1 protein-coding gene is annotated in these 2,463 nt (G+C 64.3%); it reads left to right on the forward strand.

What is annotated here, in order from left to right; genetic code table 11:
- The coding region (locus SLS51_RS22820) for a DUF6531 domain-containing protein (RefSeq protein ID WP_323840780.1) at positions 1-2,463 on the forward strand (2,463 nt) is incomplete at both ends.

The raw sequence follows: 2,463 nt of genomic DNA on the forward strand, positions 1-2,463 counted from the left end.
TCGGTGAAAAAAACCGGCTGTGACAGCCAGCTCTGTAGCAAAGCCGGCGAGCCGGTAGACGTGGCGACCGGCGACTTCCTGCAGGTCTGGCCGGTGCTGGCCCTGCCGGGGGTCTTGCCGCTGACCCTGAACCGGACTTACCGCTCCACCGCCGCCCTGGCCGGGCTGTTCGGCCCCCAATGGGCCGACGACTGGTCGCAGCACCTGCGTCGCGACGGCGAGGAAACCCATTTCACCGACGGTGAAGGGGTGATTTACACCTTCCACACCCCGGCGGAAACCGTCTTCTCGGTCAACCTCCATGCCGGGCATTACCTGCTGTACGGCCAGCGCGACGGCGAACTGCGTCTGTTTAACCGCCGTACTCAGCAGATATTGAGCTTTGCCGAGGTTCAGGGCGATAAACGCCGCCTGTCCATGACAGAGGACCGCAACGGCAACCAGACCGTCTTTCATTACGATGAACACCAGCGCCTGACCCGCCTCGTCCATGCCGGCACGGCGACCCTGGCGCTGCACTACGAGCACCAGCAGCTCTCCGCCATTGACTGGCTGCACGCCGAACAGCGCCAGCGGCTGGTGACCTGCCGCTATGATAACCGGGGATATCTGGCGGAATGTGACACCTTTCAGTTTCACCACCTGTGGCATGAATACAGTCCGCACGGCTATATGACCCGCTGGCATGACACCGATAAAACCGATGTCACGATTGACTACGATAATGCAGGCCGGGTAACCGCCACCACCACCCCGCAGGGCTACTGGCAGGACCGCTTTGAATACGATGACGAACGCTGCGTCACCACCTATTTCGATGCCGAAGGCGGCTGTACCCGCTACCACTATAACGCCGACGGCCTGGTGACCCGCCAGGTCGACCCGCTCGGCCATGACACCCGGACTGAATGGGATTTCAGTCACAAAACCGCCGAAACCGACCCGCTGGGCCGGACCACGGCGTATGAGTACAGCCCTTACGGCGAGCTGACCGGCGTCATGTCACCCACCGGGGACCTCACCGCTTACGATTATGATGAATACGGCCAGCTCACCCAGGTCACTCAGCCGGATGGGGCCCGCTGGCGACTGCATTACAGCGAACAGGGCAACCTGGCCTCGGTTATCGACCCCCAGGGACGGGTTGAAGAGACCCGCTACGGCCCGCGCGGGGAAATCCTGCGCCAGGTCTTGCCCGACGGCCGCACCTGGCGCTACGGCTATGAACGGCAGCAGCTCAGTGACATTCAGGCCCCGGACGGTGCCCTGACCCGGTTTGACACCGACGGCCTGGGCCGGCTGCTGCGGGTCACCGACGCGTTACATCAGCAGACCCACTACCACCACAGCCCGTTTCATGCCAGCCCGGCGGGCAGTGTCCGTGAGATTTGCTTACCGGATGGCCTCCGGCAAACGATTGACTACGACAGCGAGCGCCGGGTCTCGGCGGTGACCGACGGAGAAGGCCGGACCACCCGCTATACCTATGATGCCTTCGACCGGCTCAGCCGCCTCACCCGCCCGGACGGCACCGCCCTGACCTTTGGCTACGACCGGCTGACCCGCCTGAAAACCGTGACCAACGAAACCGGCGACACCTACCATTACACCCGTGACCCGGCCGGCCGGGTGATGAGCGAAACCGATTTTACCGGCCGGACCATTCATTATCAGTATGACGCCGCCGGACGCCGCCTCACCGCCCGTTACCCCAATCACCAGCTGCTGCGCTGGTGTTACACCGACGACGACCGCATTACCCGCCAGGAAGCGTGGCAGGAAGAGGCCGACCGGTGCACGTTATGCTCGGTCACCACCTACGACCACGACGCGCAGGGCCGGCTGATACGGGCCACCAACCCGGACGCGGAGGTGGCGTTTGCATACGATGAGGCCGGCCGCCTGACCCGGGAGACAATTAACGGGCGTGCCGTCAGCCATCAGTGGGACCCGCAAAGCGGCCTGCCCACCGGACTCCAGGTGGACACCCTGCCCGCGGTCAGCTGGTACTACGGCCTCAACGGCCGGCTGATGCAGTGGCAGCTGGACGGCCATGCCCCGTTGCAGATGCAGCATGACGGGCTGGGCCGGGAAATCGCGCGGGAAAGCGCCGCCGGCTTTATCCAGTCACAGGCTTACACCCCGGTCGGGCTGCTGGCCCATCAGACCGCCGGGCGCAGCTCCGACTGGTTCAAACAGACCCTGTACGAGGCCGACCCGCATTTCCCGCCGCGGGGCAGCGCGGTGACCCGCCACTGGCATTACACCCCGGCCTACAACGTGGCCTGCATTGAAGACCCCCGCTGGGACGAGACGCGCTACGGCTACAACGTGAATGACCAGGTGGTGACCGCGCAGTTTGGCGGCCCGCGGGCCTGTGACGAACAGTTTGTGTACGATGCCGGTCAGCATCTGCATTACCAAAAACGGGTGCCGGAGCGGCTCAGTGAAGACCTGCGCCAG

The sequence above is a fragment of the Photorhabdus africana genome (assembly GCF_035181445.1).
Classification (GTDB): Bacteria; Pseudomonadota; Gammaproteobacteria; order Enterobacterales; family Enterobacteriaceae; genus Photorhabdus; species Photorhabdus laumondii.